The organism is Tibeticola sediminis, from assembly GCF_003843835.1.
GTDB lineage: Bacteria > Pseudomonadota > Gammaproteobacteria > Burkholderiales > Burkholderiaceae_C > Tibeticola > Tibeticola sediminis.
Map to the genome: position 1 here is coordinate 701,386 of NZ_RKQL01000001.1, position 13,301 is coordinate 714,686.

At 66.1% G+C, this 13,301-nt stretch carries 14 protein-coding genes and 1 tRNA gene; 5 read left to right on the plus strand and 10 right to left on the minus strand.

From position 1 onward, the window contains the following. The first annotated feature begins 2 nt into the window (after positions 1-2). The 3 genes from EDC62_RS03300 (at position 3) to EDC62_RS03310 (ending at position 2,671) form a co-directional block, all read left to right on the plus strand. A complete protein-coding gene (locus EDC62_RS03300; protein ID WP_124220402.1) occupies positions 3-626 on the plus strand; it encodes an L-threonylcarbamoyladenylate synthase in 624 nt (207 codons plus the stop codon). 62 nt (positions 627-688) lie between these two features. Continuing rightward, entirely contained in the window at positions 689-1,342 is a 654-nt protein-coding gene (locus EDC62_RS03305) for a site-2 protease family protein (RefSeq protein WP_124220404.1), read from the plus strand. A gap of 15 nt (positions 1,343-1,357) precedes the next feature. After that, positions 1,358-2,671: a tryptophan--tRNA ligase gene (locus EDC62_RS03310; protein ID WP_124220406.1), complete on the plus strand. Its 1,314-nt coding sequence runs from the start codon at positions 1,358-1,360 to the stop codon at positions 2,669-2,671. A 52-nt stretch (positions 2,672-2,723) separates the two neighbouring features. Here the strand turns inward: EDC62_RS03310 and EDC62_RS03315 are convergent. The 4 genes from EDC62_RS03315 to EDC62_RS03330 form a co-directional block, all read right to left on the minus strand. Beyond that, a tRNA-Ser gene (locus tag EDC62_RS03315) sits at positions 2,724-2,814 on the minus strand. A gap of 20 nt (positions 2,815-2,834) precedes the next feature. Then, a complete protein-coding gene (gene serS, locus EDC62_RS03320; RefSeq protein WP_124220408.1) occupies positions 2,835-4,136 on the minus strand; it encodes a serine--tRNA ligase in 1,302 nt (433 codons plus the stop codon). A gap of 70 nt (positions 4,137-4,206) precedes the next feature. Then, entirely contained in the window at positions 4,207-5,208 is a 1,002-nt protein-coding gene (ispH, locus tag EDC62_RS03325) for a 4-hydroxy-3-methylbut-2-enyl diphosphate reductase (protein ID WP_124220410.1), read from the minus strand. Beyond that, positions 5,208-5,651, minus strand: coding sequence for an FKBP-type peptidyl-prolyl cis-trans isomerase (locus EDC62_RS03330; RefSeq protein ID WP_124220412.1), 444 nt, complete (start codon positions 5,649-5,651; stop codon positions 5,208-5,210). The genes ispH and EDC62_RS03330 overlap by 1 nt, the downstream gene beginning before the upstream one ends. A gap of 137 nt (positions 5,652-5,788) precedes the next feature. Between EDC62_RS03330 and radC the strand changes: the two genes are divergently transcribed. Beyond that, the gene (radC, locus tag EDC62_RS03335; protein ID WP_124220414.1) at positions 5,789-6,475 is read left to right on the plus strand and encodes a RadC family protein; all 687 of its coding nucleotides are present in this window, start codon (positions 5,789-5,791) and stop codon (positions 6,473-6,475) included. Beyond that, on the plus strand, positions 6,472-7,137 hold the full coding sequence (locus EDC62_RS03340) for a Smr/MutS family protein (RefSeq protein WP_124220417.1): 666 nt from the start codon (positions 6,472-6,474) through the stop codon (positions 7,135-7,137). Before radC ends, EDC62_RS03340 begins: the two co-directional genes overlap by 4 nt. Before the next feature lie 10 nt (positions 7,138-7,147). On the opposite strand, the gene EDC62_RS03345 is transcribed toward EDC62_RS03340, so the two are convergent. The 6 genes from EDC62_RS03345 to fdh3B all read right to left on the minus strand — a co-directional run bounded on the left by EDC62_RS03345 (position 7,148) and on the right by fdh3B (position 13,291). Then, positions 7,148-9,697 carry an ABC transporter permease gene (locus EDC62_RS03345; RefSeq protein ID WP_124221133.1) on the minus strand — a complete coding sequence of 850 codons (2,550 nt, stop codon included), beginning with the start codon at positions 9,695-9,697 and terminating at the stop codon, positions 7,148-7,150. A 311-nt stretch (positions 9,698-10,008) separates the two neighbouring features. After that, the gene (locus EDC62_RS03350; RefSeq protein ID WP_124220419.1) at positions 10,009-10,869 is read right to left on the minus strand and encodes a formate dehydrogenase accessory sulfurtransferase FdhD; all 861 of its coding nucleotides are present in this window, start codon (positions 10,867-10,869) and stop codon (positions 10,009-10,011) included. A 2-nt stretch (positions 10,870-10,871) separates the two neighbouring features. Beyond that, positions 10,872-11,219, minus strand: coding sequence for a hypothetical protein (locus EDC62_RS03355; protein ID WP_124220421.1), 348 nt, complete (start codon positions 11,217-11,219; stop codon positions 10,872-10,874). Between the two features lie 40 nt (positions 11,220-11,259). Then, entirely contained in the window at positions 11,260-12,420 is a 1,161-nt protein-coding gene (locus EDC62_RS03360; RefSeq protein ID WP_124220423.1) for a formate dehydrogenase subunit gamma, read from the minus strand. Between the two features lie 20 nt (positions 12,421-12,440). Next, the gene (locus EDC62_RS03365; RefSeq protein WP_245968726.1) at positions 12,441-12,674 is read right to left on the minus strand and encodes a hypothetical protein; all 234 of its coding nucleotides are present in this window, start codon (positions 12,672-12,674) and stop codon (positions 12,441-12,443) included. Beyond that, positions 12,671-13,291 carry a formate dehydrogenase FDH3 subunit beta gene (fdh3B, locus tag EDC62_RS03370; RefSeq protein WP_124220425.1) on the minus strand — a complete coding sequence of 207 codons (621 nt, stop codon included), beginning with the start codon at positions 13,289-13,291 and terminating at the stop codon, positions 12,671-12,673. The genes EDC62_RS03365 and fdh3B overlap by 4 nt, the downstream gene beginning before the upstream one ends. Positions 13,292-13,301: the final 10 nt, after the last annotated feature.

A 13,301-nucleotide genomic window follows, 5' to 3' on the forward strand; every position in this document is an offset into this window, starting at 1 on the left:
CCATGGCTCAATTCCTGCAGGTCCACCCCGAAAACCCCCAACCCCGGCTGCTCAAGCAGGCGGCGGCCTTGCTCGCTCAAGGGGGTGTGGTAGCCGTTCCAACGGACTCGAGTTATGCGCTCGCTTGCCACCTCGACGACAAGGCCGCCGTCGATCGACTTCGCGCCCTGCGCGGGGTCGATGAAAAGCATCACCTGACGCTGCTGTGTCGGGACCTCAGCGAGTTGGCGAACTACGCCCGCGTCGACAACCGCCAGTACCGGCTGCTGAAACAGGCGACGCCGGGCCCGTACACCTTCATCCTCGAGGCCACGAAAGAGGTGCCGCGGCGCGTCAGCCATCCGCAGCGCAAGACCATCGGTCTGCGTGTGCCCGACCACCGCGCCTTGCAGACGCTGCTGGAACTTCATGGCGCGCCGTTGCTGGCAGCCACCCTCATTCCACCGGGAGAGCAAGAGCCGCTCAATGACCCGGAAGACATACGCGAGCGCTTCAGCCACGGCTTGGCCGCCATCGTGGATGCCGGGGCCTGCCCTTCGGAGCCCACGACGGTGGTCGATCTCAGCGGTGACGAGATCCAAGTCATCCGACTCGGCCGCGGCGAGCTCGCGCGGCTCGGCCTTTGATCCACCCCCTCGGAACGCCCCGAATCACCCGCCACCGCGCTTCCTCGACGCCCCCGATCCTCATGATTCAGACCGTCCTCATCTACGCGCTACCGGTGCTGTTTGCCATCACGCTGCACGAGGCAGCGCATGGCTACGCGGCGCTGCGCTTCGGCGACCAGACTGCTTGGCGGCTCGGGCGCGTGACGCTCAATCCGCTGGCGCATGTCGACCCGATCGGCACCATCCTCATGCCGCTGCTGCTTTATTTCGCAACCCAAGGGGCGTTTCTGTTCGGCTACGCCAAGCCTGTTCCGGTGAACTTTGGCAACCTGCGCAACCCCAAGCGAGACATGGTGTGGGTGGCCCTGGCCGGCCCGGGCTCGAACTTCGTGCAGGCTCTGGCGTGGGGGCTCGCCCTCTATCTGATCGTCGGGCTGGGGCTCGAGGAGCGGTTCTTCATCGAAATGTGCAAGGCCGGCATGCTGGTCAACGTGGTCATGTTCGTCTTCAACCTGTTTCCGTTGCCGCCGCTCGATGGCGGACGCATCCTCGTCGGACTGCTGCCCTGGCGGCAGGCGGCCATGCTGTCTCGCATCGAACCTTGGGGCTTCTTCATCGTCATGGCGCTGGTGATTTCCGGCGTCGTCAGTGCGCTGTGGATGCGCCCGCTGATGGCGCTCACCTATGGCGCGCTCGAGTTGCTCCTGACCCCTTTCGCCACCCTGCTTCGTTGAACCTGTATTTCTCGCATGAGTTCCCTGCGCATCCTCACCGGCATCACCACCACAGGCACCCCGCATCTGGGCAATTACGTTGGCGCCATCCGCCCCGCCGTCGAGGCGAGCCGTCAAGCGGGGACAGAGAGCTTTTATTTCCTTGCGGACTACCACGCGCTCATCAAGTGCGAAGATCCTTTGCGGATTCAGCGCTCGACACTCGAAATCGCCGCGAGCTGGCTGGCCGCGGGGCTCGACCCCGCGCGCGTGTATTTCTACCGTCAGTCCGACATTCCAGAAATCCCTGAACTGACTTGGCTGCTTGCCTGCGTCACGGGCAAAGGCATGCTCAACCGTGCACATGCCTACAAGGCTGCGGTCGACAAGAACACGGCGGCGGGGCTCGAGCCCGATCATGAGGTCAGCATGGGGCTGTTCATGTATCCGGTGCTGATGGCCGCCGACATTCTGATGTTCAAGGCGCAAAAGATTCCCGTCGGCCGCGACCAGGTGCAACACATCGAGATGGCCCGCGACATGGCGCAGAGCTTCAACCATCTCTACGGCGAACACTTCGTGCTGCCCGAAGCAGTCGTTGAGGCCCAGGTCGCCACGCTGCCCGGCCTCGACGGCCGCAAGATGAGCAAGAGCTACGACAACACCATTCCCCTGTTTGCGCCGCGCGAGCAGCTGCGCCGGCTCATCATGGGCATCGTGACCGATTCACGCGCGCCCGGCGAGCCCAAGGATACCGAGGGCTCTGCGCTGTTCCAGATCTACCAGGCTTTTGCGACGCCCGAAGAAACCGAAGCCCTGCGCCGCGCCTATGCCGAAGGCATCGCCTGGGGTGCCGTCAAAGAACAGTTGTTCGAGCGCATCGACCGCGAAGTCGCGCCCATGCGCGAACGCTATGAGGCCTTGATGGCCAAGCCCGAGCACATCGAGTCGGTGCTGCGCGAAGGCGCCAAACGCGCGCGCCAGATCGCCACCCCCTTCATGGCCGAATTGCGCGATGCGGTCGGATTGCGGCGCTTGAATGCGGCCACACGCCCAGCTACGGCCACAGTCACACCCTCCGCGGGCCATCTGCCGAGCTTCAAACAGTACCGGGAAGCGGACGGACGCTTCTATTTCAAACTCGTCGATGCCAAGGGCCAGGTGCTGTTGCAAAGCCTCGGCTTCGAGTCGCCCCGGGAAGCAGGCCTTTGTGTCACGCGACTCAAGGCCGAGGGGCCAGACGCCTTGCCGCTGTTACAGGGCAAGCTCGACGCCAGCGCCGCGGCCCCAGACGCGCCCGCGCTGCTCGAAGCCTTGCGCGCGCTCCGCGCCGCCCAGGAAAGCGCTTGAGGTAGTGTTTGCGCCCAAGAAAAAAGGCCGCAAATGCGGCCTTTTTTGATTTTGGCGGAGAGACAGGGATTTGAACCCTGGATACGGGGTTACCGTATACCGGATTTCGAGTCCGGCGCATTCGACCACTCTGCCATCTCTCCGGATCGAAGCAGATATTGTATCAGCCGCGCAGCACCTCGACGCCGTCGAGGTAGGGCCGCAGCGCCTCGGGCACGGTGACGGAGCCGTCGGCGTTCTGATAGTTTTCGAGCACGGCCACCAAGGTCCGGCCCACGGCCAGGCCCGAGCCGTTGAGCGTGTGAACCAGCTCGTTTTTCCCTTGCGCATTCTTGAAGCGTGCCTGCAGGCGGCGGGCTTGGAAGGCTTCGCAATTCGAAACCGAGCTGATCTCTCGGTACGTGCCCTGCGCCGGCACCCAGACCTCGAGATCATGCGTGCGCGCGGCGCCAAAGCCCATGTCGCCGGTGCACAGCAGCATCACGCGGTACGGCAGTCCGAGTTTCTGCAAGATCGCTTCCGCGTGCCCCGTCATTTCGTCGAGCGCCTCGTAACTGCGATCGGGGTGGACGATCTGCACCATCTCGACCTTGTCGAACTGGTGTTGACGGATCATGCCGCGCGTGTCGCGCCCAGCGCTGCCCGCTTCCGAGCGAAAACAAGGCGTGTGCGCTGTCAGGCGCACCGGCAGATCCGATTCGGCCAGAATTTCATCGCGCACCACATTGGTGAGCGTGACTTCCGAAGTCGGGATGAGGTAGAGCGCCTGGCCATCGTCGCCCTCTTGCCCGCCCTTCTTCGCCGCGAACAGGTCGGCTTCGAACTTGGGCAACTGGCCCGTACCCCGCAGCGTGTCCGCGTTGACGATGTAGGGGGTGTAGCACTCGGTATAGCCATGCTCGCGCGTCTGCACGTCGAGCATGAATTGCGCCAGTGCCCGATGCAGGCGCGCCACTGGCCCGCGCATGAAGGTAAAACGCGCACCGGCCAGCTTGACCCCCGTGGCGAAGTCGAGCCCGAGACGCGCACCGATTTCGACATGGTCTTGGATTTCAAAATCGAAGCTGCGCGGCGTTCCCCAGCGGCGCAGCTCGACGTTGCCGCTTTCATCGGGGCCGACGGGCACGCTCGGATGCGGCAGGTTGGGCACCGCGAGCAACAGCGACTGCAACTCGGCCTGGATCGCATCGAGCCGCACGGCCGAAGACTCGAGCTCTTGCTTGATCGCGGCGACTTGGGCCAGAACCGCGTCGGCGGGCTCACCGCGCGCCTTGAGCTGACCGATCTGGCGACTGAGCGCGTTGCGCTGCGCCTGAAGCTCCTCGGTGCGGGTCTGCAGCGTCTTGCGCTCAGCCTCGAGCGCCGAAAAGGCCGCCACGTCGAGAAAGGGTTGGGGGGACTGGCGCGTCTCCAGGCGTGCGACGACGCTGGCGAGGTCTTTCCGTAGGAGCTGGATGTCGAGCATTGCTAAAGAATGGATAAAGGAGGCCGATTGCCGGCGAAAAATGGTTTTTGTTTGCTCTTTTTTTAGGAGTTCAATGCAGATGATCCGACGCCGCCGAGGCGGCCGCGTCTGCGTCGAGCCGCAAGCCTTTGGGCAACGGGAACTTGACCGTCTCCTCGGCCCCGGCCAATGAGCGAACCGAGACGGCGCCCAGCGCCTTGAGCCGCGCGACCACCTCCTGCACCAGCACGTCGGGCGCCGACGCGCCCGCCGTCAAGCCCACGCGCGTGCGGCCGGCAATCCACTCGGGCCGCAGCTCGTCGGCGGCGTCGACCATATAGGCCTCGGTGCCGAGCTTCTGCGCCACTTCCCGCAGGCGGTTGCTGTTGGAACTGGTCGGGCTGCCAACGACGATGACCACGTCGACCTCTCGGCTGAGCAGCTTGACCGCATCCTGCCGGTTCTGCGTCGCGTAGCAAATATCCTGCTGCTTCGGTTCGCGCACGTTCGGGAAGCGGGCCTTGATCGCTGCCAGAATCTCCGCCGCGTCATCGACGCTCAAGGTCGTCTGGGTCACGACCGCCAAGCGCTCGGTCTGTGCCGGTTGCACCCGTGCGACATCGGCCACATCCTCGACGAGGTGGATGCCGCGGTCGAGTTGACCCATCGTCCCCTCGACCTCGGGGTGTCCCTTGTGGCCGATCATGATGAATTCAAAGCCCTCTTTCGCGAGCTTGGCCACCTCCACGTGAACTTTCGTCACCAAGGGGCAGGTGGCATCGAACACCCGCAGACCCCGGGCGGCGGCCTCCTCCTCGACGGCTTTGGGCACGCCGTGTGCCGAAAACACCAGCGTCGCACCCGCTGGAACCTCGGCCAAATCCTCGATGAAGATCGCGCCTTTGGCCTTGAGCTCGTTGACCACGAAGGTGTTGTGCACGATCTCGTGACGAACGTAGATCGGGCGGCCGAACTTTGCCAAGGCGCGCTCGACGATCTCGATGGCCCGATCGACCCCGGCGCAAAACCCTCGCGGCTCGGCGAGCACGATTTCTTGCACCGGAACACCGGCTTGCTGTTCAGGAGGCGCCATCACAGCACTCCGATGATGGAAACCTCGAACCGCACCGGCTGGCCCGCCAGGGGATGGTTGAAATCAAACAGCACCGCGCCGTCGTCCCGAACTTCGCGCACGACGCCCACCACCTTTCCCTGCCCATCCGGGGCGGGAAACTCCACGGCCTCGCCGATGTCGTAACTTGCCCCCGGCTCCCCCAGACGGTCGAGCAGCGAACGCGCCACCCACTGCAGCATCTCGGGCTGACGCTCGCCGAAAACGGTGCCTGGCGCCAGGTCAAAGACGACATGCGCCCCCTCCTCGAGGCCGATCAAGCGCTGCTCGAGCGCGGGGGCCAACTGCCCCGAACCGAGCGACAGGGTCGCAGGCGGGCCGTCGTAGGTGTTGACGATGTCCCCCGACGCGCCGCCGAGGCGGTAGTGCAGGGTCAAGAACGATTCGGACTGAACACGGGTCATCGCGGATTCCTGTGGAGCAAGCGCCCAACGACCGGAGGGCCGACTTGCGAGGCGCAAGCGGAACTAGGGCAGCATTGCCATAAACTGCCTCCATTGTAGAAACCTGGCCGCCTTGGGTGGCCGTTGCGGTCGCCCTCATGGTCATGCACGAACTTCCAGACGACAGCCGGCCGCGCGAGAAGCTGTTGGCGCGCGGGCCCGCCGCCTTGAGCGACCGTGAACTGCTCGCGCTGTTGCTGCGCACCGGGTTCGCGGGCAAAGGCGTGCTGGAGTTGGCGGGTGAGCTCCTCGCGCCACCACCGATCGGCTTCGGTGGCATCGCCGGCCTGCTGCATGCCGGCGCCGCCGAACTCGAGCCCATCAAGGGACTCGGCCCCGCCAAGCGCGCCGAACTGCTCGCCGTGCTCGAACTCGCCCGCCGCGCGCTGGCCGAGCAACTCCGTACCCGCGAGGTTTTCGACGCGCCCGAGGCCGTCAAACAGTACCTCGCGCTGCATCTCGCGCGCCGGCCCTACGAAGTTTTCGCCGTGCTTTTTCTCGACAGCCAAAACCGGCTGATCGCGCTCGAGGAGCTGTTTCGCGGCACGCTCGGCCAAACCAGCGTCTATCCCCGCGAAGTGGCGATGCGCGCGCTGCAGCACCGCGCCGCCTCGGTCGTCCTCGCACACAACCATCCCAGCGGCAGCGTCGAGCCCAGTGCGGCCGATCAATCGCTGACGCAAACGCTGCGCGCTGCCCTCGCCTTGCTCGACATCCGCGTGCTCGATCACGTCATCGTCGGGCCCGGTGCAGCGCTGTCCATGGCCGAGCGGGGGTTGATGTGAGCCCTCCGCCACCGAAGCGCCGCACGCGCGCCCAAAGCCTCGACGGCCTCGACGCTTTGCTGGACGCCCTACGCCAGCAGCGGCAGGCCGCCTTGGCCCAAGCCGCGGCCGAACGCGCGGCTGCCGAACGCGCCGCGCTGGAGCGCGATCTGTTTCGGCGCTGGGTGGGGCCGGTGCAAGCCTTGTCCCACCCAGCGCGCGTCCACCCCACGCGGCCCCGCCCCGCGCCCACGGCTCGCCAGCAAATGCGCGACGAAGCCGAGGTCATGCGCGAGGCGCTCAGCGACGACTTCGATGTCAGCTCCCTGCTCGAAACCGATGACCAGCTCAGCTACCGGCGCGTCGGAATCGGCACCGACGTCTTGCGGCGGCTGCGACGCGGCGACTGGGCCGTCCAGCGCGAACTCGACCTCCACGGCCTGCGCACCGACGACGCCCGCGCGCAACTGGCCGATTTCATCCGCGCTTGTGTCCGCCAGGGCCTGCGCTGCGTGCGCATCGTTCACGGGAAGGGACTGGGCTCACCGGGAAAGACACCGGTGCTAAAAGGCCGGGTCCACAGTTGGCTGGTGCAAAAGCGGGAGGTGCTGGCCTTCGTGCAGGCGCGCCCGGCCGAAGGGGGCGCCGGCGCTTTGATCGTGCTGCTCCGCGGCCAGCGGTAGAGACGTCTGGCTATCCGTCGACGGTTGCCGCACGCAGGGTTTCCACCACGGGACGGCGCAGCACGCCGCGCAACCCGAGCCAGCCGGCCGCCCAGGCCAGCGCCGCACCAGCCACGGCGGTCACCAGCGGCACCCAAAGCGGCGCTGTCCAGTCGAAGCCGAACACGCGCCGGGCCAAGGCCCAACCGATGAGCCACGCGCATGCCCCCGCGAGCGTACCTGCGAGCAGCCCAACGCCGAGCAATTCCGCTCCCTGCACCCGGGCCAGGAAGCGCTGCCGCGCCCCGAGCGCACGCAAAATGGCAAACGCCCGGACATGCTCCTGCCGAGCCGCCGTAACCGCGGCGAACAACACGAGCAGCCCCGCCGCGAGCGCCCAGGCAAACAAAAACTCGATCGCCCGCACGATCTGCTCGATCACCCGCTGGACTTCCGCCAGCGTGGTCGACAGATCCACAACGGTCACGTTCGGAAAAGCGCGCGTGAGCCGCGCATCGAACCCGGCCACGGGCGGCGACCGAAAGGCCGCGAGGTAGCTTTGCGCCACCGGGGCATCGAGCCGATCGACGGGGAAGATGACGAAGAAATTGGCGCGCATCGAACCCCAGTCGACCTGTCGCAGGCTCGTGATGCGCGCCTGCACCTCGACGCCGGCTATGTCGAAGCGCAGCACATCGTTGAGTTTGAGCCCCAAGGTCTCGGCCAAGCCCTGTTCGACGCTGATGGCGTTGGGCTCGTTGGGCTGCCAACGCCCGGCCACGATCCGGTTGTGCTCGGGTGCCTGCGCGGTGTAGGACAAATTGAATTCGCGGTCGACCAGTCGCTGCGCCCGTTCATCGGCATAGTCGGTCGCAGCCACGGTGCGGTCGTTGACGCCCACCAGGCGACCCCGAATCATCGGATACCAGTCGTAGCCGGTCACGCCCGCGGTGCGCAGCACCTCTTGGAACGCAGCCTGCTGGTCGGGCAGGATGTTGATCACGAAGCGATCGGGCGCATTGGCCGGCGTCGCTTTCCTCCAGGAATCGATCAGGTCGGTCCGCAACAAGACCAACAGACTCAGTGCCAGCAGACCCAAGGCGAGGCTGCTGACCTGGAGTGCCGTGGCCGCGGGCCGCGCCGTCATCCGGCGCGTGGCCAGGATCAGCCAGGGCGGCGTGAGCCCTTCGCGGACCACTCGCCGCAGCAGCGCCAGCGCAGCCAGCGCCAGCGCCGCAAAGAACAACGCGGCACCCGCGAACCCTCCCACGGCATAGAGGCCGAGCGCCCCGTCCGCACTGGCCGCCAACAACAAGGCAGCAAACCCCAGGATGCCCAGCACCGCCACGCTCACCGACAGCGGCTGCAACTCGCCGAGGTCACGGCGCAAAACCCGCAGCGGCGGCACCCGCGCGAGCTGCAGCACCGGGGGCAACCCAAAGCTCACGAGCAGCGTCAGCCCCACGCCCAGACCGAACCACCAGGGGGCCGGCCCAGCCGCTGGGAGGTCGGCTTGGAGCAGCCCCCCGAGCTGCCCGACCAACACCGCCTGAACGCCATACCCCGCCAACAGGCCGATCGCACTGGCCACGACCCCACCGATGCCAAAGGCCAAGCCATAGGCCGCGGCGATCGTGCGCTGGCGCAGGCCAAAGACGCGCAGCAGCGCGCAATCGTCGAGATGCCTGCGCGCGAAGTCTCTCGCCGCCAAGGCCACCGCAATCGCACTGAGCAAAGCGGTCAAGAGCGCCACCAACTTGAGGAATTTGGTGGAACGATCGAAGGTCTGGCGCATTTCGGGGCGACCGTTCTCGAGCGTCTCCAGACGCATGCCCCGCCCCGCCGGCTGGCGCAACTCGGCCTCGACGGCCTGCACGAACGCGCGCACCGCCTCAGGACGACCCGCCACCGCCAAGCGGTAGGTCACGCGGCTTGCGGGCTGAATGAGGCCGCTGCGTGCCAGATCCGCCTCATGGATCAGCACGCGCGGCGCGAAGTTGAGAAAACCAGCGCCGCGGTCGGGCTCGCGGACGAGGACGCCCGAGACGGTCAATTCGAGCTCGCCCAAAGCGAGCGCGTCACCGAGCCGCAAGTCGAGTGCGTCGAGCACGCCGGCATCGACCCAGGCCCGTCCAGGGCTCGGCCCCTCCCGGACCGTCTGACCGACCCCGCCTTCGGCCCGCCGAAGCTCGAGCGCACCGCGCAACGGATACCCCGCTCCCACCGCCTTGAGTGCGACGAGTCGCGGGCTCGCACCCGGCGCAGCGGCGGCGCGGGCCATGGTCGGCAAGGTGGCCGTCTGGGCGGTCGCCAGACCCAGGCGGCGCGCCCGCTCGGACAGGCTCGCCGGCACGGGATGATCGCTGACGACCACCGCATCACCGCCCAGCAGCGCGGCGGCGTCCCGTTGCAGACCGGCCTGCAAACGGTCGCCAAACATGGCCACGCCACCGAGCGCGGCCACGGCGAGGGCAACCGCCAACACCAGCAAGCGCCACTCGCCCGCCCGTAGATCGCGCCACAACATGCGCCACGCCAACGCCCAGATTGAGGGGGGACGCAGCGGCTCCGGGGCGTGCATGCCCGATTCCCGCAGGTTCGAAGACGAAGTGCTCATAGCCCGACCTTACCCCAGAGCGCATCAGCCCAGGAAATCGGGGATTCATGGGCCAGCCACTTGCCCCGAGAGGCTGAGCGGGAATTGGTCATGCCCGCTTTGACGCCCCAAAACACGCCAGAGGGCGTTGCAAATGCGCGCCGTAGCCCGAGCTACGGCTGTGCTTTGCGCCTACTCGGGCGCGTTTTGGGGCGCCCCTTCGGGCACGCCCAATTCCCTCTCAGCCTCCGAGGCGACCGCGACGCTCGGCCCGCAGGGCCGCCGGGCGGTGCCGCTCAAGCGGCCTTGAGCCGAGGCCCGGCCAGTTCGGGCTGCATCCGCAGCCGCTGGGGCGCGCTGTAGCAAATGAAGCGACGGTTGATCGCGCGCCCGATGGCACAGAGTTCGAGCCGCCGCGCGACATCCAGCCCCATCTGGGTGATGCCGCTGCGGGAAATGACGATCGGAACCCCCATCTGGGCCGCCTTGATGACCATCTCACTGGTGAGCCGACCGGTGGTGTAGAACACCTTTTCGGGATCGTCACGCACCGCTGCACCCTGGAGCCCCATCCAGCCTGCGATGGTGTCCACCGCGTTGTGGCGCCCGACATCTTCGACGAAGAAACTCAGCTTGCCCCCACAGAACAGCGCGCAGCCATGCACCGAACCGGCAGACTTGTAGGTCGATTCCTGCTGGCGCATGGCCTGCAGAATTTCATAGAGGCGGGCTTGATCGAGCGTGGCCCCGGGCAAGCGGATCGAGTCGATTTCGGCAAGCAGTTCGCCAAACACACTGCCCTGACCGCATCCGGTCGTCACCACGCGCCGAGCGGTCCGTGCTTCGATTTCGGCGATGCCCCGGTGGGTCTTGACCGCAGCCGCGCCCACCTCCCAGTCGACCGTGATCGACTCGATTTCCTCAGCCGCCGAAATCAGCCGCTGGTTGAGCAAATAACCCAAAACCAGCAGCTCGGGATGGGCGCCGAGCGTCATCAGGGTCACGAGTTCCCGCCGGTCCACGTAGACCGTCAACGCGCGTTCGCACGGAATCTCGATCGATTCGCGCTCGCCAAACTCGTTTAGGACGTCGATCGCCTGCGTCAAAGGCGCGTGGGCTTGCGTGAGCCGAGGGCCCACACCCCGCTCGGCACGCATCGTCAGGACTTCTTGGCCGCAGACGCCCCGGCTGCTGCGGCCGGTGCTGCCGCTGGCGCAGCAGCAGGCGCAGCCTCGGGCGTGTAGACGAAAGGACCAGGATCCACGCAAGGCGGGGTCGGCACGGGCGGATGCACCTCACGGCCCTCTGCCTTCGCCTTCTTGAAATAGGCGGCAGCGGCACGGTCTTGCGCCTTACACAACTGATAAGCCGCGACTTTGTTCCCGTGGTCTGCCTTGGCTTTCGCTTCCGCTGCCTTGGCTTGAGCCTCTAGCGTCGGTGGCGGCAGCTTGGCCGAGACAGCGGCGCCGAGCGTACAGGCCAATACGAGCACCCAAAAACGTTTCATCAGCAGGCTCCCAAAGTTGAACCGATCTCCAGCAACCGCGTCAGGCCTGGGACGCCAGGCTGCCTGGGGCAGCGGCCGAGCGCTGCGCGGGTATCTTGCCGGCCTCGATGTCCCGGTACCACAATTCATGATGCTCCCGGGCCCAGGTTTCGTCGACGTAGCCGGTCTTCATCGCATCGAGCGCCCCTTCCATACCGATGCTGCCCATGTAAATATGGCCCATGAACATGGCCATCATGGCGACTGTCGCGACGTTATGAACCATGTTGGCGATCTGCATGGTGCTGCGCTCGTAAAGCAAGCCCGGAACGAGTTTGTCGAGCACCAGACCCGAGCCCACGACGACGAGGCCCAGGAAGAAGACGCCGCCCCAGAAAACCAGCTTTTCACCCGCGTTGAAGCGGTGTGACGGGATTTCGTGTTCGGAGAAAAGCCCGCCTCCTTTGGCGAGCCAGCGCCAATCGTCGGCCGTTGGAAGGTTGTCTTTGAGGAAGGTAAGAAAGACGATGAACAGGGAAACCGCGAACAGCGGCCCGGCAAAGTTGTGGATGTTTTTGAGCGCGTAAGTCAACCAGCCGAACAGCGTCGAGCCGATCACCGGCAGGATGAAGAACTTGCCCCAAGCCATCACGACGCCGGAGACGACCAGCGCCACGAAGGCGCCGGCGTTCGCCCAGTGGGCCGCACGCTCGAACGGCGTGAAGCGCTCGATCTTGCGGCCAGTCGGCGCGCCGTGCAGCCGGATCATGCCCTTGCGCCGATAAAAGAGCGCAATGGCCAGCAGCACGATGAGCAGCAGCGAGCCGCCGTAAGGAATGAGCCAATGGTTGCGCGTCTGGCGCCAAGCTTCACCCGCCGTGGTGAGTCGCGAGCCGGGATAGGACACCATCGGTTGAATCAGATTGCCGGCTTCGGGGGCTTGGGTCTTGGGCAGGCTGCTGTAGCCGGTCACGCCCGATCCCACCTGGCGCCAGATGGGGGCGTTGTTGCCGGGCTGGACCTTGGCGCGCTCACCATTGTTTTGTTCCGCGTAACCCGGAGCCGTGGCGGCATCGGGCGCGATTTGGAAGATATTGGCGCTTTGGATGCCCGCCGGTGCCGCCGCGGCGGGCGCGGCGCCGACCTCAGGCGCCTTGTCTTGAGCGAGAGCAGAGCTGCCCAGGCAACAACCGAGCAAGGCGGCGGCAAGGAAATGTCGCATGGCGAGACTCCGGTTGGATTTCAGTTCGAGCGACTGGGGTTGTAGTCGTTTTGCCCGTACTGCGCGCGCGCACGCAGCTCGCTTTGCCAACTTGCCTTGTCCCCGGGCTTCCAGCCCGGCGCCGTGAACACGGCGACGCCCGTCCCCTCGTAGAGGGCCGCGTCCTTTCGGCTAGCACCAAGGTCCTGCGACCGTTCACCGCAGGCGACGAGCAACACGGCGCTGATGGCCGCGAAGGCGGTTTTTTTCATCATGATTTCGCTCCTTGTGCCTGGGCAGCGGCCCGATTGCTGCCGTAAGCCGTGCCCCAGCCCCAGACCTCGGCACCCTTGCCGCGCTGCACGACGCGGGTGCGGAAAATCTCGGAGATCACGTCGCCGTCACCCGCGAGCAGGGCCTTGGTCGAGCACATTTCGGCACAGGCCGGCAGCTTGCCTTCGGCGAGGCGGTTGCGGCCGTATTTCTCGAACTCGGCCTGGCTGCCGTGGGGCTCCGGGCCGCCCGCGCAGAAGGTGCACTTGTCCATCTTGCCGCGCACGCCGAAGGTGCCTTGCGAGGGGAACTGCGGCGCGCCGAAGGGACAGGCGTAAGAGCAATAGCCGCAGCCGATGCACACATCTTTGTCATGCAGCACCACGCCGTCTTCGGTGCGGTAGAAGCAATTGACCGGGCAGACCGCCATGCACGGCGCATCCGAGCAGTGCATGCAGGCAACGGAAATCGACTTCTCGCCGGGAACCCCGTCGTTGATCGTGACGACCCGCCGGCGGTTCACACCCCAGGGGACTTCGTGCTCGTTCTTGCAGGCCGTGACGCAGCCGTTGCATTCGATGCAGCGCTCGGCGTCGCAGATGAACTTCATTCGTGCCATCGGGGTCTCC

Bases quoted from the DNA above. Each gene is read 5' to 3' on its own strand.
- EDC62_RS03300 (WP_124220402.1), top strand. From the start codon at position 3: ATGGCTCAATTCCTGCAGGTCCACCCCGAAAACCCCCAACCCCGGCTG.
- EDC62_RS03305 (WP_124220404.1), top strand. From the start codon at position 689: ATGATTCAGACCGTCCTCATCTACGCGCTACCGGTGCTGTTTGCCATC.
- EDC62_RS03310 (WP_124220406.1), top strand. From the start codon at position 1,358: ATGAGTTCCCTGCGCATCCTCACCGGCATCACCACCACAGGCACCCCG.
- serS (WP_124220408.1), bottom strand. From the start codon at position 4,136: ATGCTCGACATCCAGCTCCTACGGAAAGACCTCGCCAGCGTCGTCGCA.
- ispH (WP_124220410.1), bottom strand. From the start codon at position 5,208: ATGGCGCCTCCTGAACAGCAAGCCGGTGTTCCGGTGCAAGAAATCGTG.
- EDC62_RS03330 (WP_124220412.1), bottom strand. From the start codon at position 5,651: ATGACCCGTGTTCAGTCCGAATCGTTCTTGACCCTGCACTACCGCCTC.
- radC (WP_124220414.1), top strand. From the start codon at position 5,789: ATGGTCATGCACGAACTTCCAGACGACAGCCGGCCGCGCGAGAAGCTG.
- EDC62_RS03345 (WP_124221133.1), bottom strand. From the start codon at position 9,697: ATGCACGCCCCGGAGCCGCTGCGTCCCCCCTCAATCTGGGCGTTGGCG.
- EDC62_RS03350 (WP_124220419.1), bottom strand. From the start codon at position 10,869: ATGCGTGCCGAGCGGGGTGTGGGCCCTCGGCTCACGCAAGCCCACGCG.
- EDC62_RS03355 (WP_124220421.1), bottom strand. From the start codon at position 11,219: ATGAAACGTTTTTGGGTGCTCGTATTGGCCTGTACGCTCGGCGCCGCT.
- EDC62_RS03360 (WP_124220423.1), bottom strand. From the start codon at position 12,420: ATGCGACATTTCCTTGCCGCCGCCTTGCTCGGTTGTTGCCTGGGCAGC.
- EDC62_RS03365 (WP_245968726.1), bottom strand. From the start codon at position 12,674: ATGATGAAAAAAACCGCCTTCGCGGCCATCAGCGCCGTGTTGCTCGTC.
- fdh3B (WP_124220425.1), bottom strand. From the start codon at position 13,291: ATGGCACGAATGAAGTTCATCTGCGACGCCGAGCGCTGCATCGAATGC.